21 protein-coding genes are annotated in these 23311 nt (G+C 44.7%); 20 read left to right on the top strand and 1 reads right to left on the bottom strand.

Annotated elements, in window-relative coordinates:
* Positions 1-62: 62 nt before the first annotated feature.
* From GC098_RS15570 to GC098_RS15490, 18 genes are all read left to right on the top strand, one after another.
* Positions 63-716 (top strand): M48 family metallopeptidase, encoded by a 654-nt coding sequence (locus tag GC098_RS15570; protein WP_171644053.1) that lies wholly within the window; start codon positions 63-65, stop codon positions 714-716.
* Between the two features lie 96 nt (positions 717-812).
* The gene (locus GC098_RS15565) at positions 813-2360 is read left to right on the top strand and encodes a response regulator transcription factor (protein ID WP_171644052.1); all 1548 of its coding nucleotides are present in this window, start codon (positions 813-815) and stop codon (positions 2358-2360) included.
* A 3-nt stretch (positions 2361-2363) separates the two neighbouring features.
* The gene (locus tag GC098_RS41205) at positions 2364-4070 is read left to right on the top strand and encodes a sensor histidine kinase (protein WP_171644051.1); all 1707 of its coding nucleotides are present in this window, start codon (positions 2364-2366) and stop codon (positions 4068-4070) included.
* Between the two features lie 178 nt (positions 4071-4248).
* Entirely contained in the window at positions 4249-5199 is a 951-nt protein-coding gene (locus GC098_RS15555; RefSeq protein ID WP_171644050.1) for an ABC transporter permease, read from the top strand.
* A gap of 25 nt (positions 5200-5224) precedes the next feature.
* Positions 5225-6121, top strand: coding sequence for a carbohydrate ABC transporter permease (locus tag GC098_RS15550; protein WP_171644049.1), 897 nt, complete (start codon positions 5225-5227; stop codon positions 6119-6121).
* Positions 6122-6169: 48 nt separating this feature from the next.
* Positions 6170-7786 (top strand): extracellular solute-binding protein, encoded by a 1617-nt coding sequence (locus GC098_RS15545; protein WP_171644048.1) that lies wholly within the window; start codon positions 6170-6172, stop codon positions 7784-7786.
* 102 nt (positions 7787-7888) lie between these two features.
* Entirely contained in the window at positions 7889-10255 is a 2367-nt protein-coding gene (locus GC098_RS15540; protein WP_171644047.1) for a hypothetical protein, read from the top strand.
* Between the two features lie 153 nt (positions 10256-10408).
* Positions 10409-10717, top strand: a complete 309-nt coding sequence (locus tag GC098_RS15535) for a YjcN family protein (RefSeq protein WP_171644046.1) — start codon at positions 10409-10411, stop codon at positions 10715-10717.
* Positions 10718-10984: 267 nt separating this feature from the next.
* Entirely contained in the window at positions 10985-11836 is an 852-nt protein-coding gene (locus tag GC098_RS15530) for a sugar phosphate isomerase/epimerase family protein (protein WP_171644045.1), read from the top strand.
* Positions 11837-11840: 4 nt separating this feature from the next.
* Entirely contained in the window at positions 11841-12860 is a 1020-nt protein-coding gene (locus GC098_RS15525) for a Gfo/Idh/MocA family protein (RefSeq protein ID WP_171644044.1), read from the top strand.
* A gap of 60 nt (positions 12861-12920) precedes the next feature.
* Entirely contained in the window at positions 12921-13691 is a 771-nt protein-coding gene (locus GC098_RS15520; RefSeq protein WP_171644043.1) for a glucosamine-6-phosphate deaminase, read from the top strand.
* Positions 13663-14859, top strand: coding sequence for an N-acetylglucosamine-6-phosphate deacetylase (locus tag GC098_RS15515; RefSeq protein ID WP_246358625.1), 1197 nt, complete (start codon positions 13663-13665; stop codon positions 14857-14859). Before GC098_RS15520 ends, GC098_RS15515 begins: the two co-directional genes overlap by 29 nt.
* The gene (locus GC098_RS15510; protein ID WP_171644042.1) at positions 14859-15710 is read left to right on the top strand and encodes a sugar phosphate isomerase/epimerase family protein; all 852 of its coding nucleotides are present in this window, start codon (positions 14859-14861) and stop codon (positions 15708-15710) included. The genes GC098_RS15515 and GC098_RS15510 overlap by 1 nt, the downstream gene beginning before the upstream one ends.
* 4 nt (positions 15711-15714) lie before the next feature.
* Positions 15715-16641, top strand: coding sequence for an AraC family transcriptional regulator (locus GC098_RS15505; RefSeq protein WP_216625287.1), 927 nt, complete (start codon positions 15715-15717; stop codon positions 16639-16641).
* A gap of 27 nt (positions 16642-16668) precedes the next feature.
* Entirely contained in the window at positions 16669-17748 is a 1080-nt protein-coding gene (locus GC098_RS15500) for a Gfo/Idh/MocA family protein (RefSeq protein WP_171644040.1), read from the top strand.
* 22 nt (positions 17749-17770) lie between these two features.
* Positions 17771-19078: a Gfo/Idh/MocA family protein gene (locus tag GC098_RS15495; RefSeq protein WP_171644039.1), complete on the top strand. Its 1308-nt coding sequence runs from the start codon at positions 17771-17773 to the stop codon at positions 19076-19078.
* Between the two features lie 163 nt (positions 19079-19241).
* Positions 19242-19373, top strand: a complete 132-nt coding sequence (locus tag GC098_RS40825; RefSeq protein WP_281367055.1) for a hypothetical protein — start codon at positions 19242-19244, stop codon at positions 19371-19373.
* Positions 19366-20271 carry a dienelactone hydrolase family protein gene (locus GC098_RS15490; RefSeq protein WP_171644038.1) on the top strand — a complete coding sequence of 302 codons (906 nt, stop codon included), beginning with the start codon at positions 19366-19368 and terminating at the stop codon, positions 20269-20271. Before GC098_RS40825 ends, GC098_RS15490 begins: the two co-directional genes overlap by 8 nt.
* Positions 20272-20363: 92 nt before the next feature.
* Here the strand turns inward: GC098_RS15490 and GC098_RS15485 are convergent, their stop codons facing one another.
* Entirely contained in the window at positions 20364-21347 is a 984-nt protein-coding gene (locus GC098_RS15485; protein ID WP_171644037.1) for a right-handed parallel beta-helix repeat-containing protein, read from the bottom strand.
* 229 nt (positions 21348-21576) lie between these two features.
* Between GC098_RS15485 and GC098_RS15480 the strand changes: the two genes are divergently transcribed.
* Positions 21577-22260 carry a hypothetical protein gene (locus tag GC098_RS15480; RefSeq protein ID WP_171644036.1) on the top strand — a complete coding sequence of 228 codons (684 nt, stop codon included), beginning with the start codon at positions 21577-21579 and terminating at the stop codon, positions 22258-22260.
* A 460-nt stretch (positions 22261-22720) separates the two neighbouring features.
* A complete protein-coding gene (locus GC098_RS15475) occupies positions 22721-23296 on the top strand; it encodes a hypothetical protein (protein WP_171644035.1) in 576 nt (191 codons plus the stop codon).
* Positions 23297-23311: the final 15 nt, after the last annotated feature.

The following is a 23311-nucleotide window of genomic DNA, read 5'->3' as shown; positions in this document are numbered from 1 at the left end:
AAACGGATTAATGATTTGATACTAATACAATTAATAAATAACATAATAGGAACAATGATGATATGAAAATTGAATTTGAAAATAATACGATAGAATTTAATGTTCAATATGGAATTAGAAAAAAGATTTCGATTCATATTGATTCTATGGGTTTCATTACCGTTAAAGCTCCTAATGATACAAGTAAAGAGATGGTTATGAGTGCTGTGAAACATCATGGTAAAACGATTTTGGAGAAATTACAACTCATAGCGGAAGCTCGAGAAACCCCGAAGACAAGAGAGTATCAAGATAACGGAAAGTTCCTTCATCTTGGGAAATATTATTATCTCCATGAGTTAATTGAGACGAATGAGCTAAATGAAGAAGAATTGAAAATGAAACTTAAGAAGTTCTATTTCTCAAGCTGCAAGAAGATTATTGGGGAACGAATCAAAATTTATCAAACACAACTAAAAGTAAAGCCCAAAACGATTGAGGTAGATGAGTCAAAAACCAAGTGGGGAAGCTGCAGCTCGGATAAAAAAATAACCTTTAATTATCGGTTAGCCATGGCTCCAATTGAAGTTATTGATTATGTCATCATTCATGAGCTATGTCATCTCCTTCATATGAATCATGATCGATCATTTTGGAGACGTGTAGGTAGCATTATGCCGGATTATAAAGAAAAGGAAGCGTATTTAGCACGGCATGGGCATGCTATGACACTTTGAGGCTATGTGATGAAATTCCAACTTTTTTCTCCCCTACATTTTATGGTAAACTCCTTTTGTAAATACTATTTTTTTGCGTGAAAGGCGGTGGAACCGATGCTGAAAATGCTCGTGGTCGACGATGATAAATTCGAACGGGACGGGGTCAAGTTTTTAATCGAAAAATACGGCTTGAACCTGGAGATTAGCGAAGCGGACAGCGGGGAAAGCGCACTAGCGTACATCGAAAGCAATGATATCGATATATTGTTTTCTGACATCCGGATGAAGGGGATGGACGGATTGCAGCTTGCAGCAAAGGTGCGTGAGCTCGGACGGCCGGTTAAAGTAATTTTTATGAGCGCTTACGGTGAGTTTGAATATGCTCAGCGGGCGATCGATTTGAAAGCGATCCGCTATATTTTGAAGCCGGTTCAGGTGAGCGAATTTATTAAGGTTGTGTCCCAGGTCATCCAATTGTGCGAACAGGAGCTGAAATCGAAGGCGCAGCAGGAGCGGATGGAAGAGGCGTATAGGAAAGAGGTCCATTACGAGAAGCAAAAGCTGATGACCGACCTCATTCTCGGCAAAGCCGAAGTGGCGGATGAAGACAGGGAGCTATCCATGCCGATCACTGGGTTCGATGGATATTGTTATGTGAGGATGCTGATGCTAGATTCGCGCAGCCGTTTTTTTGACCGGCTCGATCCCGATTTCGAACGTCAGCTTGCGGAAACGGTTCGACGAGGTTTTGATTTCATCCATTTGAATGAATTTCAAGGTTTGCTGCTCGTGGAAGCTTTTGCCGAAGAGTCGCTGGAAGCTTTAACGGATCTCGGACAGCAACTGATCCGATGGTTCCGGGACAAGTACGGACGGGAAATCTGCATAGTGGTCAGTGGTTTGGTGGACGATGTGAAACAGCTGTACAAAGAATATTACGCGATGGAATCGATGCTGGAAAACAAGTTTTTTTTCGACGAAGGAACGGTGCTGCTGGCAAACCGCACATCATTTGCCACAGGTGATGTTACCGCAGCGGTCAACGATGGACTGGAGGAGCTAACGTTGAATATTCAGCACAACCGTTATGATATCGCGAGATTGCGGTTCGAACAATTGTTTGACGCTCTGCAGGGCAGCGATCATTATTCCGTCATTTACGTCAAATATGTTTGTTCAGAAATCGTCAAAGCGATATTCGACGCTTCTGCCAAAAAGAACACGGATAAATTCAAATTGAGTTTGGAAAGTATTTATAGGACAACAAAGCTGAACGATTTACGCAAAGTGGTACTGACGATCCTGGAGGAAAACGAATCATCCGGAAGAACCAGCGCCGAAGCGATGCCGAAAGCAATTGAAGAGGTTGTTCGCATAATTGAAAGCGAATACAATACTGATTTGTCTTTGGAATTATTAGCCGAACGGATCTATTTGTCGCCAAATTATTTAAGCCATTTATTCAAAAAGCAAAAAAGAATCAGCATCAACAAGTTTATCACATTGTACCGGATGGAAAAGGCGAAGGAGCTGTTGCGTTCGACAAACCGAAAAATCGTCGACATCGGACATGACGTCGGTTACAGCAATTTTCCGTATTTCAGTTCGTTGTTTAAAAACCATTACGGCAAATCCCCGTCCCAATTTAGGGAAGAGGCGTAACCAGTGAAAAGGGCTATATTCGGACTATTCAACCGGCTGCGCTTTAACCAAAAGTTGTTTTTGTCCTATCTGACAGTTATCATCATTCCGATTTTGGTGCTTGGCCTATACGCCTACAATCAATCGAAGCAAATGCTGAATTATCAGGCGTTTCAAGGAATTGACAAAAACGTCAGTACGATTTCGGAAAGCATCAACAATTCTATCGAACGGTATAACCATACAATCCGGTCGATTGTCTTCAACAAGACATTTCAAAAAATCGTCGCCAATGATTATCTCGATCTGGTCAACCTGTCAGGTGATTTGAACAATTACTTATCGCCTTATTTCATCATGATGATGAATCTGGACAAGGAAATTGAAAAAATAACGTTTTATACGCAAAGCAATGTCCCGGAATACGGCGACTCCGTTGTTTCCTATAAACGTGTCGAAAACGAACCTTGGTACACTGAGACTGTCCAAGGAAGCGAAAATCTATGGTTTTATGATAAGGGTCTGTTTGTAACTGCTAAATTCCCGAAATTCTTCGCGGAGCGGTACACGAACATCGTCTATATGCGTATAAATGACAAAAGTTTTTTCAGAAGTGTGACCGATATGTCCAAGGATTACGCCATTGTCATCGCAGATGCTCAAAACCGGATCATTTACGCGAACCAAAGCGCAAAGATGACATCCACCTTAGACTCTAGAGAAATGATGGAGCTGAGCGAAGGAAGGTTAAGGATCGGTTCAACTGAGATGTTTCTTGTCAAAAAAACAGTGCCGCAAACGAATTGGACCATGTATTGCTTCGTACCTGCCGAGCAAGTGTCCCCAAACGCTGGAACGATTATCAATGCAACGCTGATTGTGATCCTGGCATGTATCGTCAGCTTGCTTGTCATCATTTCGATATTTTCCAAAACGATGATCCGACGCATTTTCAGGTTGAATGCAATGATGAAGCGGGTCGAGATGGGGGAATTGAACTTGCGGGTTCAAAGCTCATCAAGAGATGAAATCGGCGAGCTTACGAATCGGTTCGGCAACATGCTGATCCGGCTGAATGAATTGATTGAAGAATCGTTTCGCAGCAAAATCGTGCAAAAAGAAGCAGAGATGAAAGCACTTCAGTGGCAAATCAATCCACACTTTTTGTACAACACGCTTTCATTCATCAATTGGAAGGCGCTGCGGAGCGATGCTCATGACATCAGCCATGTTGTCACGTCGATGTCGAAATTTTACCGAACAGCACTTAATCGGGGCAATAATATCATTTCTGTACGGGATGAATTAGAAAATATCAAATCGTATGTAGAAATTATTCAGGTTATGGGTGAATATAGCTTCGATGTTGTTTATGAAATCGACGCAGCGGTTTACGAATATTCGACGATCAATCTCATCCTGCAGCCGTTGGCCGAAAACGCAATCAAACACGGCGTCAATCAGAAAACGTCTGGGAGGGGATTGCTCCAAGTGAGCGCCCGACTCGGTCATAGTACGATCGAATTCGCAATCGAAGACAATGGTCCGGGTATGCCGCAGGAGACGATCGATACGATACTGACAATGCAGTCAGTCGGATACGGGTTGAACAACGTCAACGAACGGCTGCAGCTACGGTTTGGAGCTGAATACGGCATAGGCATCCAAAGCCGGATCGGTCATGGTACGGTCATGACCGTCGTTATCCCGCAATACATGAATGCTTCATAGTGATCGTGAATCAGTTACATCATTCTCCTACCCAAGTCTGCCGCCCGGCAGGCTTTTTTTGCAACTCCGTAAAAAACTGAATAATATCATTACTATTTGATAATTTTTTCTTCTACAACCCATGCTATAGTTTAGTTATCGAAACGGAAGCGTTTACATGAAGGAGGGAAAGACAGCAATGAACGAAACTGTGGCGACCGTCAGCACGAATCGAACGCTAAAGCGAGAAAAGACCAAAAAATACAAGCAATACCGCGTGCTGCTCATCATGATGATCCCGGCGATCATCTATTACTTCATTTTTCACTATCTTCCGATGATCGGCGTGTTGTTGGCATTTAAAGATTTTAAAATTACGCAGGGCATTCTCGGCAGTCCTTGGGCAGGACTCTATCATTTTGAGAAAATCATCCATGATTCGTATTTCTACACGGTATTGAAAAATACGATTGTCATAAGCTTATACAAGCTCGTGTTCGGGTTTCCGGTACCAATCGTTTTCGCACTCTTGCTGAGTGAAATTTCGAATATGAAGTTTAAAAAAGTAGTACAGACGGTTTCGTATTTGCCGCATTTTATATCGTGGGTCGTCTTGGCCGGCATTTTCTTTACGATATTTTCGCTGGACGGTCCGATCAATGCGATCGTGAAACTATTTGGCGGCGATCCGATGTTATATTTGGCGGACGACCGCTACTTTCGGACAATCCTCGTAGTTACGAGCATTTTTCAAGGGTTTGGCTGGGGTTCGATCATTTATTTTGCAGCGATATCGGGCATTGACCCGCAGTTGTACGAAGCGGCTGTTATCGACGGGGCGGGGCGGTTCAAGCGGATGATTTACATATCCATCCCAATGCTCGTTCCAATCATTGCGATTATGCTGATTTTGTCTATGTCCGGCATTCTGGATGCGGGTTTCGATCAAATATTCAATATGTATAATGCCAAAGTGTATAACGTATCCGATATTATTGACACTTATGTGTATCGCAAAGGGTTGATTGAGCTGAATTACAGTTATGCCACAGCGGTTGGGTTGTTCAAATCGGTCGTCGCTCTGTTCCTGATTATTGCCGTAAACCGTATCGTTAAATGGATCGGCGGAAAGGAGCACGCCATATGGTAGTTTGTCGGGTGAAGGAGCGAGAAAGATGATAAATGTGAAAAAATCGATAGGCGACAAAATGTTTGACGTCCTTTTATACGTCATTTTGACTTGCATTATGTTCTGCACATTGTACCCATTCTGGACCCAGGTTGTTATTTCCTTGGACGGTGGGGGAGCCAAAAGCGCAGCTTACTCATCTGGGATCATATTTCTGCCTACACAACTGACATTCGATAGCTACAAGCTAGCCTTCAAGTTCGATGCGTTATGGATGGGCTACAAGAATACGATGGTTAGAACGGCTATCGGTGTCGTATTGTCCATATTTTTCACGGCGATCACGGCTTACCCGCTTGCGAAGAAGGATTTGCCCTTCAACAGAACGTTCACTAGCTTCATTTTATTCACGATGCTGTTCGGCGGGGGTACAATCCCATCGTATTTACTCATCAAGGAACTGCACATGCTTAACACGGTTTGGTCACTAGTCATTCCAGGCATGATTGGAGCATTTAACGTATTGATAATGCGCAACTTTTTCCGATCGATTCCTGATGAGCTGGAGGAGTCAGCTAGGGTTGATGGTGCCGGATATTTGCGGATTTTCACTCAAATCGTCATTCCATTATCGAAGCCAGTTTTGGCAACGATTGCTTTATGGGTAGGGGTTGGCCATTGGAACGCATGGTTTGACAGCATGATCTACATCTCCGATCCCAATAAACAGATGCTGCAAATCGTTTTGCGCAAAATTATTATTCAAAACAACATGACGGATATTAACAGTGTCATTCAACATATAGGCAGCAAAACGGAGTTTTCCGGCAGGCAGCTGCAAGCGACGGTTGTGATGTTTTCGATTATTCCGATGCTGATTGTATATCCGTTTATACAAAAGTATTTTGTCAAAGGCGTTATGATTGGCGCTATTAAAGGGTAATCTTCCCTATTAATAGAATCATAAAAGAAAAGAAAGGGTTGGTTAAAATTGAATAAAAAACGTTGGTTGTCTGGAGCCTTGTCCGCGGTTTTGATCATGTCCGTGATGGCAGGGTGCACCAAAAGCGAATCATCCGGAGATACTGCCGATAGTGGAAAAAAACAAAGTTCCGAGTCCACGGATAGCGGACAGAAACCGAAGCCCAAAATGAAGCTGACGTTTTGGAACCTAGATGAAAATCAAAATCCGGATTCCGTCGGCGTAAATGCGCTTAAAGAAAAATTTAGCATCGATATCGATTTTAATTCAGCCACACGTGAAGCAATGAAAGAAAAACTGAATCTAATGATTTCTTCGGGCGAAATTCCTGATTGGTGGAAAGAGCCGTCGTTCACGGAATACGACAAGTTCCTTCAACAGAACGTAGCGGCAGAAATCCCGCAAAAGCTAATCGAGCAAAATATGCCGAAATACATGAGCTGGTTAAAACGGTTTCTCGGAGACGATCCATTTAAATACGTCAGAAGAGACGGTAAAATTTATGGCTTGCCAGTCATCTGGGATATTGGCATCGACGGTTTGCAGCTGGCCTTTCGGCAAGATTGGTTGACTAAAGTCGGTATCACAAAAACGCCGGAAACGCTTCAAGAAATGGAAGCCGCTTTGATGAAGTTCCGCAACGAAGATCCAGACGGTAACGGCAAAAAAGACACGTACGGCATTACATCTTCAGGCGACAATATCGAAAGCATGTTCAGTTCGGTGTTCGGCGCATTTGACGCTTATCCGAATATTTTCCGGGAAAAAGACGGCAAAATCGTTCGTGGTGAAATCGAGCCTGGAGCGAAGCAAGCACTTGAAGTGTTGAACCGTTGGTACAAAAACGAGCTGATTGACCCTGAGTTTGTTGTCAACAAGGGCAATAACGTCGAGGACAAAGTACTTACCGACAAAATCGGTGCCATCGAATATTATTGGTGGACGCTCTTGCCGGGCAATGCATTCCTTGGGGGAGATCAATGGCATGACAAGCTGGCTAAAAACCATCCGGGGTTCAACTTTGCGATTGTTGGCGGCGTTAAAGGACCAGACGGCAAATACGGCATGTCGCAATATAACCCGGCGTATGCTTCTGGCGTCATGTTCGGTAAGCAATTGGAGAAAGATCAAGACAAACTGGTCAAATATATGCAAGTTTTCGAAGCTACCCAATTCGAACCTGAAGTTTACGAAAAAATGAACTTCGGCGAAAAAGGTAAGCAATGGAAATTAAGCGACAATGGAACAATAGAATATATTGCGCCTTATACGGATGAGAAAGAACGTAAAAAAGCAGGTCTAGGCGGCTATTCGATGGCCGGTTCGTTCAACGATTATGATTTCCAAACGTCGTATACTTCGGAAAAAAACTTGCGACAGCTGGCAAAGGACACGCGTGCGAAAGGAACGAGAAACATCGATATTTTGGCGCCGTTTAATAAACCGATTTACAACGAAACACAAGATAAGCTGAAACAGTTTACGCTGCGAACGTATATCGACTTCATTACCGGTCGCAAGTCGTTGAATGATTTCAATAACTTTGTAACCGAATGGAAGAAAATGGGTGGTGATCAAGTGCTCGAAGAAGCGCAAAAAGTATACGACAAAAACTTGAAAAAATAAGATTGATTTGAGTGTCCTTTCCAAATTCGCAAGAATTGGGGAGGACATTCGAATTTAAGGCTTTACGTTGGACAACTAAACTCGAAAAGGGATGAGAGAAAGATGTATTCATGGCAAGCTGGAAAATTGACAATAGTACTAGACGGAAAAGGCCAAATCACAGATATGACCAATGCGGTCAGTGGAAAATCGTACGCATCGGCGGCACATGCAACACCTCTCTTACGTGTTATAATCGACGGGCGTTTGGAAGCGCCTTTGACGGCAGATTATGAAGTAGGCAGTGGCGTGCTGACGTTTCTATTTGAGGAAAGCGGTGCTAAGGTAGGCGTTGTGATAAGGGTAAAGGAATTGTATATGACATTCGCAGTGACGTTCATCGATGGAGCTGATGTGGATGCAGTCGTTTGGGGACCCTATGTGACAACGATTGCCGGTTCGATTGGCGAGGCGGTTGGCGTTGTGCATAACGGGCAGTTTGCGATCGGCATTCAGGCGTTAAATGTGAAGACGATTGGCGGCTGGCCCATGGAGGCAGAAAAGCTGCAATTCGCCGATCAATCATTTGAGGATGCCAAGTTTGAATATGAATCATGTGCAGCGTGGCCTTCGAGTGAAGGAAGCCTACTGCAATTGTTCACGAGAAACCGGACCAAAGCCACAAGGCGCCCGGTTTGGAATTTGCCGGACATTGAAGTAGCTGCGATAGGCGGGGGAGAAGCGGAAATTGTGGGCTCGTCAATCGCTATGTTCGGTTGCGAGGCGAACCGGGTGCTGGATACGATCGAAGCGGTCGAGCTAGGGGAAGGATTGCCGCATCCGACGATCGAAGGTGTCTGGGGGAAAACGTCGCCTTCGGCGAACCAGTCGTATTTGATCACCGACTTCTCCGAATCGACGATGGCGGAGGCTGTTCAATATACGATGAAGGCCGGTCTGAAATATGTCTATCATCCCGATCCGTTCGGGCAATGGGGCCATTTTTCCTTAAAGCCGCACAGTTTTCCTAACGGAGATGACGGACTGAAAAACTGCGTTGAATTGGCGGAGTGTATGGGCGTTCACGTCGGCCTTCATACGTTGTCTAACTTTACGACACTGAACGATCCGTATGTGACGCCTGTGCCGGACGAGCGGCTGCAAGCAGTTGGGGTGGCAAGGCTGACTGAACCGGTCGGAATGGACGACCAGGTTATGGTTTTTGACAATCCGCGCCCGTTTGCGGCGCATTTGTACCGACGTTCAGCGCGAATCGGCAGCGAGCTGATTGAATACGATGCGATCTCCGAGAGCGCGCCATGGACGCTGCTCGGCGTGCGGCGCGGTGTGAACGGCACGGCGGCTTATGCGCATGAAGCAGGTACGGAAATCAGCCGATTGTGGGATCACGGGTACGACGTCTTTTTCCCTAAACTTGAGCTTCAGGATGAATATTGCCAGCGTATTGCTGAGCTGTTCAGAAAGACGGGACTCAAACAAATTTCATTCGATGGACTGGAAGGCTGCTACGCATCCGGACACGACGGTTATGGTGTGAATCGATTCGTGAAGATGTGTTACGAAGGCTGGGGAGAAGAAGTGATCAATGACGCAAGTATAGTTGTTCCGAATTATTTATGGCATATTTTCACGCGCTTCAACTGGGGAGAGCCTTGGGGAGCGGCAACACGCGAAGGCCAGCTTGAGTGGCGGCTCAGTAATCAGCGTTTTTTTGCCCGGAACTTTATTCCGCCGATGCTTGGTTGGTTTCTCGTCCGTTCAGCCACCGATCAATTTGAAGCGACTGTTCTGGACGAAATCGAATGGGTGTTATCGAAAGCGGCCGGATTTAACGCCGGTTTCGCGCTCGTAGCTGACATGGGCGTACTTCAGCGTAACGGCAACATTAACGAGTTGCTTGAGTCAGTAAGTCAATGGGAAATGGCTCGACAGGCCGGAGCATTTACAGAAGAACAGCAGGAACGGCTGCGCGACCCGAAAGGTGATTGGCATTTGCGGTCGGAGGGCGAAGGACGATGGAGTCTGTATCCGGTCTCTATCTCTAAGCCGTTCGTGTGTAATCCGGCAGAGCTGCAGCCTGGGCAGCCCGGTGGAGCGGATTGGACGTTTTATAACCGCCATGCCGATCAGCCGCTCAAGTTCATCTTGCGAGTGATGCCTTCGTACGGCAATGACGATGCTTCGGTGAAACGGCCGGCCTTTTTTGCGAACGGTGTTTATATGACTTTTGAAACGGAAGTTCTCGCAAATCAATATCTTGTTTGCGATGGAGACCGGACTGGCAAAATTTACGATCTAAACTGGAATTTGCAGAAAACAGTGGAAACGTCGGTGGATGCGGTGATCGTTCGGAACGGCGGACAGACGTTGTCATTCAGCTGCAAATTCGAAGGCGAACCGAAGCCGTTGGTCAGCGTCAAAGTGTTCACTTGGGGAGAGCCGGAGACGGTAGAAGCTAGTTCAAGATAAGAACATTCAGAGGTACCTGCGGATTGATTTCCGACCAGGTATCTTTTTGCATGACCGTGTAATATCTAAGAAATATTGAACCTTCTATTTGATTAGAAAGTCCAAATTATTATTGGGAATCTCCAATATGCAAATAATTCCTTGAAGGTCAAGATGAAGAACTATATGGTTAAATTTCTTTTTAAATCTGCTCTTGTATTTGGTACTCTCGTTTTTATTGTTTATTTGCTTCTATTTCTCTTCATTTATTCTAGAACACCAGAACAAGCCATACAGAAAAAAATAGGCAATTTAGAAACAACATATATCGTAAATAACGCTGACTTTATCGATAAAGACGGAAGCAATCGCTATTATATAAGTGAATTGGATGGAAAATTTACTGATAGTATTCCTCATATTTTTTACTTGAAAAAAACAAGTGCTGGTTGGATTATAGTGAATTATGGTAATGCTCCATAATGCGCTTATTGAAACAATATAGACTATTTTACGGAGATATGTTCTTGTCTTTTTGCTCAAGAGAAGAACATATCTCCTTTGCCAATTCTGGACAACATGTTGTAGCTAATGTCAAACTCGTAGCGGAGTGTATTGCTTAAAAAATGTAAATATACTTCGAAAAAAACGTCAACTTTTCATAAAACTTAATTGATATGATAAGAATCAAGAAACAAGAAGGCAATGCACTGTGGATAGAACAAAAGGAATGGTGGGATTTACATTTTGATGTTGGAACGATTGGGAGTTTTGACGGATGAGGTTTCAGCTAATTTCGAGGAAGCGTTGGATTGGGCAGTCGAACAGGGTTTAAAGCATGTTGAAGTCCGTGTCATTAACGGACTGAATGTCGTCACTCTAAATGACGATCAAGCAATGGAAGTCCGGCGTCAGGTTGAAGCCCGCGGGTTATTCATTTCCACTATTGCCTCTCCTTTGTTTAAATGTGCGCTGGATCCGAGCAGACCGATTGCCACTGGAGACACTTTCGGCCAGAAAGAAGAGAGCGTGGATGCGCACTTTGACAAGCTGAAACGCGTGATCCAGCTAGCTAAGCTGCTAGGCACGACACGGATTCGTATTTTTTCTTTTTGGCGTGAAGCGGATCCGCAGCTCTATAGGGAAGATATTGTCCATCATCTGCGCCAAGCTGTTCAAGAAGCCCAGCGAGAACGCGTGCAGCTTTTGCTTGAGAATGAGCCATCCTGCAATGGCGGCTTTGCGGAAGAAGTTGCTGCCATTGTGCGCAGTGTCGATTCATCCGCTTTAAGAGGATTGTGGGACCCGGGCAACGAGGCATACGGCGGTCGTGAAGCTTTTCCGGCAGGTTACGGATTCATGAGGGATACATTGGCTCATGTTCACCTTAAGGATGCTTATGTAAGTGCAGACGGTAAAGCTTATTGTGTGCCACTTGGCTCAGGCAGTGTACCTGTGATTCCACATCTCAAAGCTTTGTTGGCAGACGGATATGATGGACTCTTCACCATCGAAACGCATTTCATTCCTGAGGGTGGCAGTCAGATGACGGGTACTCGTATGACACTCGATGCGCTGCGTGCGCTTCTAAGTGAGGTATAACACTATGACAACGTGGAGATTTGGCATTATTGGATGTGGATCCGTCGCTGACTTTCATATCGAGGCAATCCGCGAGATAGAGGACGCAAGCTTAACCTTTGTTTCCAGCCGTAAAGAAGCAAGAGTGAAAGCGATTGCGAAGCAGGAGAATTGCGCTTGGACGACCGATTATCAAGAGTTGATCCATAGTCCGGATGTAGATATCGTCTGTGTGACGACTTCAAGCGGAAGTCATGCCCGCATTGGGCTAGACGTTTTGAACGCTGGAAAGCATCTAGTTTTGGAAAAACCGATCGCGATGAACACGCATGATGCTGCAAAACTTGTACGCACGGCAAAAGAGCGTGGAGTTACACTGTCCGTTATCTCTCAACGGCGCTTTGAAGCCCAACATCAAGCAGTCAAACGTGTGCTTGATGAAGGGGCTCTTGGCAGACTTCTACTCGTGGAAACATCACTGTCATTTTCTCGGACGCAAGCGTATTACGACGAAGCCGAATGGCGGGGGACGATTGCCGAAGATGGTGGCGTTCTTATGAATCAAGGTATACACATTTTGGATCTGTTGCTTTGGTTTGCCGGAGAGATTCATACGGTCTACGGTAAAATAGCCACTCAAACACATCAAATAGAAGTGGAAGATTTGGGGCTGGCGATTCTGCAATTTAAAAATGGCGCTTTCGGCACGATTATGGCTTCAACCAACATCCAACCTGGGTTCCCGGCAACAATCAATCTCTTTGGCGAAAAAGGCACAATCAAGTTGGAAGGTTCTACCATCGTACACTGGACAGTTCCAGGCAGAAGCGAGCCCAATTGGACGCAAGCGAGAACTTACGGAGGGGTATCTGATCCTCGCAGTATTGTTTCCGATTTTCATCAAAGCCAGTTTATTGATGTGATAGCATCTATCGAAAGCGGTATAGAACCCCTCGTTACTGGCGAAGACGGATTACGAGCTGTGCAATTAGTTGAAGCCATCTATGAAAGCTCGGCCAAAGGTGTTCAGCTCCACATGGAATAATGGCATCTAGAATGATCTCTTTCGCATAGCCATTCGGATGATCGAGAGGAGTATGGAAATATGAATGAATTACCAATCGTCTTTAAACAAACGGTCGATTCTTTGAAGGTTAACGTATATAACGACCGTCGTGCTCTAGGGGCTGCCGCAGGCGCTGAAGTTGCCGCAAGGATCAAGCAATTGCTGTCCGTAAAACATGGCATTCGAATCATTTTTGCAGCGGCGCCGTCACAAAATGAGGTTTTGAAGTATTTATCAGAGGATGAATCCATTGACTGGTCCCGAATTACAGCCTTTCATATGGATGAATATAACGGTCTGCCTTTAAATGCGGAGCAAAAGTTCAGCCGTTTTTTGAGTGAGCGCCTGTTTGATCAAGTAAAGCCGGGTACGGTGCATCTGATTGACAGCTCAAATGAGAGCGAAGAAGAATGCCGCCGTTACGGAGAACTGCTGCTGCAGGCTCCTATCGATATCGTTTGTCTCGGAATCGGTGAGAACGGGCATATCGCTTTCAACGATCCACCAGTAGCCGATTTTAACGATCCGCAGGTTATCAAAGTTGTAGAACTGGATGATGCTTGCCGGCAGCAGCAGGTGAATGACGGTTGTTTCCCTTCATTCGAGGATGTCCCCACCCATGCGCTAACGTTGACTATCCCGGCCTTGCTCTCAGGCTCACATTTGTTCTGCGTTGTTCCCGGACCTACGAAACGCAAAGCGGTCGAGCGTACGCTTAATGGATCAATCTCAATCGAATGTCCGTCAACGATATTGCGGAAACATCCGGATTGTACCCTTTATGTGGATAGGGATTCTTATGGGAATTAAAGACATGAACTTGAAGGCCATTCATTATGCAACGGGTGAGCCTGTCTCGATCTGCATGGAGCAGGGGGTTATCAAGAGCATAGAGCCGGTCAAATCGGAGAACCGAGATACGTCAGAGCTGGCGATTGTCGCTCCAGGACTAGTCGATCTGCAGATTAATGGTTATGCAGGTCATGATTTTAATCAAGTGCCGTATCCTGACAAGATGGTTGGTGAAGTGATTCGCAAGCTTTGGCAGGAAGGGGTGACATCCTGCTTTCCGACGGTCATAACTAATAGTGATCAAGCCATTCAAGAGGCTTTGGAATCGATAGCTTTGGCATGCCGGCAGGATCCTGTTGCAGATCATGGCATTGCCGGAATCCATCTGGAAGGTCCGTTCATTTCGCCGAATGACGGCGCTCGCGGAGCACACAATTGTGATTATGTAAGACCGCCGAATTGGGAGTTGTTTAACCGTTGGCAGGAAGCATCCGGTGGACGAATCCGGATTATCACTCTGTCACCAGAATGGCCAAACAGCGCTCAATTTATCTCCAAATGTACGGAAAACGGCGTAACGGTTTCGATCGGGCATACATCCGCAACACCGGAACAAATAGCAGAAGCGGTGGAAGCAGGCGCCCGGATGTCAACTCATCTTGGCAATGGTGCTCACCTGATGATGCCGCGCCATCCTAATTATATTTGGGAGCAATTAGCTCAGGACCGGTTATGGAGTTGTGTGATTGCTGATGGCTTCCACTTGCCCGATCAAGTACTGAAGGTTGTGTTTAAAGTGAAAGGTGCTCAAGCCATGCTGGTAAGTGATGCGGTTTCACTAAGTGGACTGCCGGCGGGTACTTACACATCACACATTGGCGGTTCCGTCGTTTTAACACCGGAGGGCAAGCTGCATCTCGCTGATAACGAGAACCTCTTAGCTGGATCGGCGCAAATGCTGCTTAGGGGCATTGAGCATGTAACGAATCGGAATCTTGCTGAGTTAGCGGATGCTTGGGACATGGCTTCAGTAAGAACGTCCCGTTTTATGAAGCTGCCTACTGCTGCGGGCCTGACTCCAGGAGCTCCGGCCGATTTGGTTCTGTTCCGTAGAGAAGGAAGCCGAATTCGTTTGGAACGTACGTTTAAGTCGGGCAAACAAGTCTTCTTAAGGGAGGAAACATAATGAAGTTCGCGGCATTTAGTGGCGTATTTATGGAGCATAGCATTCAAGAGGCGATGCTGCTCACTAAACGACTAGGCATGGATGGCATTGAAATCGCTGTCCGTGAGCACCATCTATCCTCATCGATCAGTCAACCCCGGATCAATGAAATTAAAGCATTGTCCGAAAGCTTGAATCTCGAGATTCCTGTTTTGGCCACCTATACAGGTGGGTTTTCTACGGCAAGCGATAAAGAATGCCAACAGACGTTCGACGAGTTTCAAAGGCTCCTTGACATTGCAAATCAGCTAGGTTCCTCGATGGTTCGTGTTTCACCAGGTGGTCCAAATGCCTTTAAGGCACAAGATTACCACTACGCTAAGGCGGCTTACTGGCTCAATCGATGTGCGGAAGAAGCGAATGCACATAAAGTCGATATTATTATGGAAATTCATAATCAATCACTCATCGAAACCGTAGATAGCAGCTTGCGTCTACTTGACCTTATCGCTTACGATAATATTGGCATGATCCATGATGCGGGAAATATGTATATAACTGACACCGATTACGGCCGCGATTCCGTATTGAAATTGGGCAAGCACTTATTTCATGTGCATGTCAAGGATGAGCTGCGTGTCAGTGAAGTTGGTGCTCCAGGCACATTTACCAATGTCACCCACCGTGGTGAAGAGATGTTCCTTCAATGTCGTCTAGGTGAGGGAGAGGCTGATCATAAGCCGTTGTTTGAGGCTCTTCTCGAAACGGGCTATGCAGGTTGGGTTACTTTGGAATGCCATGCACCGTTTCCCGCTTATGAACGATTGGCACACGATTTTCAATTCGTGAAGAAGCTGATGAGTCCATCATAATGAAATGATTGTAGGTGGTAGTGATATGGGGATGGAAGGGGAAATACCCTTTTATCAAAGCAAGGATCAGCTTAATAAAGCGTTTCCTTTTAAAATCATGCGTTACTCCAGCAGTCTGCTGAAGCAGCCCATGCATAGTCACGATTATGTTCAGATCGTTTATGTCCTTCGCGGGGTGTGCAATCATCAAGTACGCGGAAAGTCGCTTACAGTAAGCAGAGGCGATATTTTCATCATTGCTCCCAATATTGGGCATAGTCTGAGTGCGATCGAGGATAAAGAGTTCGAAGTGGTGCTTGTCGATTTTATACCTAGTCTAGTACAGGAGCAATTAAAGCCCTTTTCCGATACACTAAATCCTTTACTTCAGCATTCCGACGAGGACTACAAGATTCCTTTCATACACCAATCTTGGCTTCATTTCGGGAAAAGCAAGCAGATTTTCGTCGAGCAGCTCCTTCAGGATATTCAGGATGAATACGAGCATCGTGAAGTCGGATTCGAACACTCGATCTTGCTTAACTTAGCCAAGTTGCTGATCTTAGTCGACCGCGAATACCGAAAGGCGAAGCGGAAGCCTGCCAAACAACCAGCACTTGCGGACCAACATCCGATTGATGATGTGAAACGATACATTTATGATAACTACAGTCAAGATATTCCGATGGAGCATGGGGCATTCATTGCGAATATGGCTCCAGCTTATTTCAGCCATCAGTTCAAAAAAGAAACAGGACAAACGTTTGTAGATTTCGTCACTGAGGTACGGATTGAGAGGGCGATGGAGCTTATCCGGCGCGATACGCATACGATTACACAGATCGGTTTTCAGGTCGGGTTTCATCATCTGAGCCATTTTATCCGAACCTTCAAGAAACGTTGCGGAATCACACCTACGGAATATAAGAAAACATTCGGCAATAATCAGTAAATTGACAAAGAAAGAGGTGTACCATTTATGAGTCAAAAGGTATTGAAGGTTGGTATTATCGGACAAGGCCGCAGCGGTCGCGACATTCATGGCAATCTGCTCGTTCAAATTAAGGAATATTATACGATTGTCGCCGTAGCCGATTCGATTCCAGAACGTCAGAAGCGTGCGGAACAGGAGTATGGCTGCAAAGCCTATGATACCTGGGAGGAAATGGTTGCGAACGAGGAGCTGGATTTAGTCGTCAACGCATCACCAAGTCATCTGCATTTCCCTATCACCCTGGAGTTGTTAAATAAGGGTTTTCATGTGCTTTGCGAAAAACCGCTAGCCAAATCAGTGGAAGAAGTGGATCAACTAATTGAAGCTTCGAAGCGATCAGGTAAAATATTGGCGGTATTTCAGCAATCCCGTTATCAGCCTGCTTTTGTCCAGATTCAAAAAGTGATAGATTCCGGCGTGCTAGGCCGTATCGTCCAGATTGATTTCTCCTTGAACGGCTTCGCTCGTCGTTGGGATTGGCAGACGCTGCAAAGCAACAATGGCGGCAACCTTATGAACACCGGACCGCATCCTTTGGATCAAGCGCTGCAATTGTTCGGAAGCGATGGATTACCTCAAGTAACGTGTATGATGGATCGAACGAATACGTTTGGGGATGCAGAAGACTATGTGAAGCTGATACTCAGAAAACAAGGTTATCCGACAATTGATCTTGAAATATCATCGTGCGCTGCGTTCCCTAATGAGCAATTTAATATTCAAGGCACGAATGGCGGTCTCCACGGTACTGCTGGGAAACTAGAATGGAAATATTTCAAACCGGAGGAAGCACCGGATCAAAAGTTGACGAAAGAACCGCTATTCGACAGCAATGGAATGCCCGCTTACTGTAAAGAGACATTAACTTGGCACTCTGAAAGTTGGGACGTATCGATCCCAGAAGGCAAGTCGGCGTTTGACCATATGACGGAGAAATTATATTTGATGCTTTACCGTACTTTATGCAACGGCGCTCCGCTAGAAATCACACCGCAGCAGGTACGACAGCAGATGTGGGTAATGGAAGAATGCCGCCGTCAAAATCCGCAAATTTATATTGTTTAAATCGAGGGGGGATAACGAGCATATGCATGTTAAATTGGATACATCCCTTATGTCCGAGGCTCGGCCTATTAAGGCTGTCATTATCGGCGCAGGAAACCGAAGTCTGATTTATGCTTCTTATGCTTTAGAGTATCCAGATGAATTACAAATCGTTGGCGTTGTTGAGCCGAACCCAGAGCGTCGACAATTAACAGCAGAACGCTTTGGTATTTCTCCGGAACATTGCTTTGCATCCGTTGAGGAGCTTGTTGTTCATCCTAAATTAGCGGATGCCGCTATTAATGGAACGATGGATCGGTTCCATCTGGAGACAACGTTGCCGTTATTGAAGGCGGGATACGATGTTCTGTTAGAGAAGCCGATCGGCGTAAGTGAAACGGAAGTATTTGAACTGTACGAAGCAGCGAACTCCTATAATCGTACTGTGATGATTTGTCATGTAATGCGTTATGCACCTTTTTATTTGGAAATCCGCAAGCAAATCGAAAGCGGAATCATCGGGGATATCATCGCCATTCAGACAGAGGAAAATGTCAGCTACCACCATATGGCGACTTCTTTCGTACGGGGGAAATGGAATAGTATAGCGAACTGTGATTCCTCCATGTTATTAGCCAAATGCTGCCATTACTTAGATATGACTTCTTGGATGAAAGGCAGTATACGACCGAAGAAAGTTAGCAGCTTTGGCGGATTATTCCAGTTTCGTGCGGATAAAGCTCCGGAAGGCGCTGGTACAAGGTGTCTTGTTGATTGTCCGATTGAAGCCACATGTACGTATTCCGCCAAGAAAATGTATATGGAACAAGAGTTGTGGGGTATTTATGCATGGGACAATATGCACCTAGGTACAGTCCCTACCCACGAAGAAAAAATCGAATCGTTGCGTACGTCTAATCCATACGGACGCTGTGTATGGCGCTGCGATAACGATGTTGTCGACCATCAAACGGTCATCATCGAATTCGAAGACGGAAGTACGGCATCGCACAATCTAACTGGCGCCACCTCCAAGCCGTGCCGGACGATTCATATCACGGGGACCAAAGGCGAAATTTCCGGCACGATGGAAGATGGTTACTTCTTGGTTAGGCAACCGGATACAAGGTCCGGTCATGTATACAAGGAAGAACGTATCGAGCTTAATGTAGCAGCTGACATGCATGGTGGCGGCGATTTGCGGTTGGTTGCAGATTTTGTTCGTACTTTACGGGGAGAAAAACCTTCTCTGTCTTCGACAGCTCTGGAGAAATCGATTTATGGCCACCAAATCGGCTTTGCCGCAGAACGATCTAGATCGGAGAACAGTGTTGTGGAAATCAGTCTTTAGTAGTCATTACATAAACGAAATACACAAAACTAAATTGTCTGCTCGAGCTATTCGAATGCTCGAGCAGATTTTTTTGCGTAAGAGGAAAGCGTAGTTAATTGTCGAATAACTCTGTCAAATATGATGGATCGATTCTTAGGATTTGAGAAAGAGGGGCTTCACGATGTCCATGCGATTAAATTGGCAAAATTGGTGGTTTTCCATTTTCACAAAGCTGTTGGTCATGTTCATTCTTGTCATCCTTCCTGTATATGCCATAGCTATTCAGATGAATGATGCGGTGAACAATGAATAACCAGATACGTAGAGATCAATTATATGGGCTGCTCGGTAAACTGCCAACCAACGTGGAGTTTATTCAGGTTACTAAAATACATGAGGAAGAGCATGAGAATTATATATTGGAAAAGCTGTTGTTGGAACTCAATGGGATTCAACCGGTTCCCGCCTATTTCCTGCGCTCCAAGAAAGCGGGGAGTAAAGCGCCAACCATCCTATATAACCATTCCCACGGCGGATTCTACACCGTCGGGAAGGATGAATTATTAACGCCCGCTCCCTATATGCAAAAGCCATCTTATGGCGAAACTCTTACGCAACAAGGGTTTTCAGTTCTGTGCATTGACTGTTGGGCTTTCGGAGAGAGAAGCGATCGAACCGAAACGGAGACGTTTAAGGAAATGCTATGGAAAGGTCAAAACATGTGGGGAATGATGGTGTATGATAGCTTACGTGCACTAGATTATCTCGTATCCCGGCCTGATGTAGATCCTAACCGAGTCGGCACATTGGGCATGTCGATGGGAAGTACAATGGCCTGGTGGTTAGCTGCTTTGGATACGCGAATTAAAGTAACCATCGATATATGCTGCCTGACGGATTATGGGGCATTACTAGACGAACGTGGTTTAGATAGACACGGCGTATATTATTATGTACCTGATCTATTAAACCATTTTACAACAGCACAAATTAATGCATTGATCGCTCCTCGTCCTCATTTGAGCTTAGCAGGCAATCTTGATAAATTGACTCCATACGCAGGATTGACCAAAATTGATAACGAACTGAAGAAAGTATACTTAGATCACAATGCAACCGATGCGTGGAAATTATTAAGATACGACGTAGGACATATAGAAACGGAAGAAATGCGCAAAGAAAGTATATCTTTTTTGCGAAAATGGTTATAGTGAACAACAATAAAAGGGAAGTAAATCCTATTCGAAACATGGGAAGCTCAGTGTATTTGAACAACTGAGCTTCTTTTTTTTGCTAATAATAATTAATAGGTTGTGTAATTTCCGTTGTACAGCATTGAAGAGCCATCGGAGCGGGTGTTAGCATGCACCTTTGCACTGCCGGAAGCTACGTTGACGATATAACCGATGCCGTTGAGATTGACCGAGTTGCCGCTGAAATCATTATTCGTGCCTGTTGGATAGCTGGAGCCGTGAATGCGGTTCTGAAACGCATCTGCGATATTGCTGTTACCGTTGCGATTACCGGTGTTATTGTAAATCTTGGAATTAACTCCCTTGAAATCGATGAAGCTGTCTGCTGAGTTGGCTCCGTTGATACCTGTACCGTTAAATGTACAATTTTGAACGAGGGTGCCATCTGCACCTTCTTTGATGTCAATGTGCTCGGCGGTGACGTTTGGACCGATCGTCGTGTTAAGGATTGAATTGTTCTTGACTGTGTGGTTGTAAGAGGCTGCCTCGTCTGAACCGACGTACACTCCCTCACCATAGCCTGGATCCACTTTGCCTACGTCGTGAATGTTCGAGTTCTTCAGCGTGTTGTAAGAGCTGCCGTCACGGAAATGTATACCTTCTGCACCGATATTATATACCTCCACTCCGTCGATTGTCGTATGGTTGGAATTATCGAGCATGATGGCTTTTTGCGAGTTGGTTACCTTGATGTTTTGAACCATCCAATAATCACCTGTCACATGCAGGCCGTAACCGCTGCTGGTGCTTGGACCTTTCAAAATCGCTTTGCTCGAGGAACTGGCACTTTTGATAGTGATCGGTGCGGATGAAGTTCCGTTCACAGCACCAGTGAACTGGCCGTTGAATGTGACACCCGCAGCCAGTACAATAATGTCTCCGGGCATGGCGTTTGCCAAAGCGTTCGTCAAACAAGAACTCGTACTGCAATTGATAGTGGCGGCGTTCGTTGTGCCTGCGCCCCATAGCGAGCAACCGCCGGCCAATGCGATAGACAGTAGTAATCGTGAAGATGCCTTTACTTTTAAATTCATTAATAATTCCTCCCATTATTCAAAATGTAATCGCTTACAATTTTTGATTATATCAGAATGGATTTTTAACTGTAGGGCATCATTTATGTTTTATTGGTGTTTTTTTAAGTAGTAGGGAGGGCTAAAAGTCACGTGATCAGGCATAATGTGTGATCCAGAGGTAGTAATATCACATTTATATTACAAATTATGGTATTATGTTGAAGGGTTAATGGAATGGGGGGAATATATGGGAGCAAATAAGTTTACAGGAATACTTGTGTTAATTGTCATTGCGGGCACGATCTCTTTGGCCGTTGTACATGATGCTGTAAACCGTAAAGTTAAGGATTTTGCAATATCAATAGATAACAAAACAGACGCTTCGACATGGTTAGCCTCTCCAGAATCGTTATTTGACGGAAATGAAAACAAGAAACTTAAGCCTTTACTCGGCCTGATGTCAGGGGCAGTCGCACTACATTACGAAGGTCCTTATCAAACGGTAGAAGTTAACATTGAATACTGGAAGAACGGCGTGAAAACAAATATATCGAGTGGTATGGGAACGACCTTTCAGGAAAAAAACAATCAAGGTAATTATCAATATGACGGAGATTTCGTATATTCGTTTCAGGACCGTCATGATCCGAGTGGAACTGTATATAGCGAACTGGTTTATGCATTTGTTTCCGAAAGTGGTTATGCCAGTACGGCTGTAAGAGTTGACAAACCAGCTGGGATCAACATGACAGGGGAGATGAGATTGCAACAGAAGGAAAAAGTCCCGCTTGATGAAAGTACGATAGTTTGGGGGTTGCAGGGTAATGATAAGCAACAGATGTTCTCTTACTCTTCAATTGTTGAGACTCTTCAAAGCGCGCAGTGGGCGATGGTCGTTCGGGTTGGGTTTAATGCTAATATGAATCTATGAGGAACGTTAACTAATATAAAACGCTAATGAAGCAAGCGCCGCGGCGACCTGCTTTTTTTGTGATAAAGGACAGGTTAATGTGATGAATATCATTCCTTTTGGAAAACTTATCAATGTAGTTTAACAAAGGGGGATTATCAATGAGAAACAAATGGGTCATTGTTTGTGTTCTAATCATAGCATCATTAATTACGTGGCAAATTTCTTGTGTTGCTGCAGCAAATAAAAAGCCCGAAAAAGTGTTAAACATATAGATCGATTAAATGGGTTTCGAGGGTTTGAATTTCAGATTACACTTGAAGCAACTCCTACTGTGGGACTCGTGAAATTTGAACATTTGAAGGGACCCAACAAAAAAGACTTTCCACCGAATTATCAAGACCTCTTAAAATAAAGCATTACAGAACTAACGATTTGGGAAAAGGTGATGAAATTGATTTATCGGTGTATTAGGAGTATCGTGCTAACTCTTATTCTTCTGTTTTCTTCAAATGATTACGCTGAAGCAATTCCGACAAGTGGTACGGTTGAAGCGAAAATGTATTTTAAAGTTACATTTGTTCTGGATGGCTACGGAACGAAGGAGAAACCATTCAGTGATAAAGCACTTAAATCAATACCTAATGCACGATTAATTGTGATTGACAGTAACGGTATCATTGTAGCAAATGGATTAACAGACAAAAAAGGGGAGTGGAGTGTCAAAATAAATACGCCAATTGATCCGCGTTTTCAAATAAAGAAAATGGGTGTATTGACTGTTATTACTGTGGCCGATGGATTTAATGAGTTCATTAAGTTTAATGTGCCTGTAAACGAGAATGGAGATGGAGAAGGCACGGCTTTAATCACTCTTAGAAGGATTAGACCTGATGTTCGCAATGAACCATCCTTCGATGTTGCATTTCATCGTTTTACGGTTTTTGGTATGTTGGATTACTACGCCAATCAAATCGGACTTGCAAAACAGGAACAGATTAAAGGTGCAGATGGATTTGGTGAAGTTGATATGCCTTGGAGCGCAAAGTTGAAGTAAACAAGCAATATACAA

The sequence above is a fragment of the Paenibacillus phytorum genome, assembly GCF_013141715.1.
GTDB lineage: Bacteria > Bacillota > Bacilli > Paenibacillales > NBRC-103111 > Paenibacillus_E > Paenibacillus_E phytorum.
Note: the sequence above shows the minus strand (reverse complement) of the source record. Positions and strands in the feature narration are given on the sequence as shown.

Bases quoted from the DNA above. Each gene is read 5' to 3' on its own strand.
- GC098_RS15570 (WP_171644053.1), top strand. From the start codon at position 63: ATGAAAATTGAATTTGAAAATAATACGATAGAATTTAATGTTCAATAT.
- GC098_RS15565 (WP_171644052.1), top strand. From the start codon at position 813: ATGCTGAAAATGCTCGTGGTCGACGATGATAAATTCGAACGGGACGGG.
- GC098_RS15555 (WP_171644050.1), top strand. From the start codon at position 4,249: ATGAACGAAACTGTGGCGACCGTCAGCACGAATCGAACGCTAAAGCGA.
- GC098_RS15550 (WP_171644049.1), top strand. From the start codon at position 5,225: ATGATAAATGTGAAAAAATCGATAGGCGACAAAATGTTTGACGTCCTT.
- GC098_RS15540 (WP_171644047.1), top strand. From the start codon at position 7,889: ATGTATTCATGGCAAGCTGGAAAATTGACAATAGTACTAGACGGAAAA.
- GC098_RS15535 (WP_171644046.1), top strand. From the start codon at position 10,409: ATGAAGAACTATATGGTTAAATTTCTTTTTAAATCTGCTCTTGTATTT.
- GC098_RS15530 (WP_171644045.1), top strand. From the start codon at position 10,985: ATGTTGGAACGATTGGGAGTTTTGACGGATGAGGTTTCAGCTAATTTC.
- GC098_RS15525 (WP_171644044.1), top strand. From the start codon at position 11,841: ATGACAACGTGGAGATTTGGCATTATTGGATGTGGATCCGTCGCTGAC.
- GC098_RS15520 (WP_171644043.1), top strand. From the start codon at position 12,921: ATGAATGAATTACCAATCGTCTTTAAACAAACGGTCGATTCTTTGAAG.
- GC098_RS15515 (WP_246358625.1), top strand. From the start codon at position 13,663: ATGTGGATAGGGATTCTTATGGGAATTAAAGACATGAACTTGAAGGCC.
- GC098_RS15510 (WP_171644042.1), top strand. From the start codon at position 14,859: ATGAAGTTCGCGGCATTTAGTGGCGTATTTATGGAGCATAGCATTCAA.
- GC098_RS15505 (WP_216625287.1), top strand. From the start codon at position 15,715: ATGATTGTAGGTGGTAGTGATATGGGGATGGAAGGGGAAATACCCTTT.
- GC098_RS15500 (WP_171644040.1), top strand. From the start codon at position 16,669: ATGAGTCAAAAGGTATTGAAGGTTGGTATTATCGGACAAGGCCGCAGC.
- GC098_RS15495 (WP_171644039.1), top strand. From the start codon at position 17,771: ATGCATGTTAAATTGGATACATCCCTTATGTCCGAGGCTCGGCCTATT.
- GC098_RS40825 (WP_281367055.1), top strand. From the start codon at position 19,242: ATGTCCATGCGATTAAATTGGCAAAATTGGTGGTTTTCCATTTTCACA.
- GC098_RS15490 (WP_171644038.1), top strand. From the start codon at position 19,366: ATGAATAACCAGATACGTAGAGATCAATTATATGGGCTGCTCGGTAAA.
- GC098_RS15485 (WP_171644037.1), bottom strand. From the start codon at position 21,347: ATGAATTTAAAAGTAAAGGCATCTTCACGATTACTACTGTCTATCGCA.
- GC098_RS15480 (WP_171644036.1), top strand. From the start codon at position 21,577: ATGGGAGCAAATAAGTTTACAGGAATACTTGTGTTAATTGTCATTGCG.